Origin of the sequence: Arthrobacter sp. ZBG10 (assembly GCF_001238605.1) — a bacterium.
In the GTDB taxonomy this organism is placed as follows: Bacteria; Actinomycetota; Actinomycetes; order Actinomycetales; family Micrococcaceae; genus Arthrobacter.
The window spans coordinates 1-241 of sequence record NZ_LFQH01000141.1; the positions used below are offsets into that span (position 1 = coordinate 1).

Sequence of the window (241 nt, forward strand, 5' to 3'; positions counted from 1 at the left end):
CACGACGCCTACTTCGCCACCGGCATCGACGCCGTGGAAACCAACACCTTCGGCGCCAACTGGTCCAACCTCTCCGACTACGGCATCGACGACCGTATCGAAGAACTGGCAAACAAAGGCGCCAGAATTGCCCGCGAACGCGCCGAAGCAGCAGAAGAAACCGACGGCCGCATGCGCTGGGTCCTCGGCTCCATGGGCCCCGGCACCAAGCTCCCCAGCCTGGGCCACACCACCTACGAAC

Annotated in this window: 1 protein-coding gene; it reads left to right on the forward strand. The window is 64.3% G+C overall.

What is annotated here, in order from left to right; all coding sequences use genetic code 11:
• On the forward strand, positions 1-241 hold a 241-nt coding region (locus ACU18_RS18925; protein ID WP_157407878.1), incomplete at both ends, for a homocysteine S-methyltransferase family protein.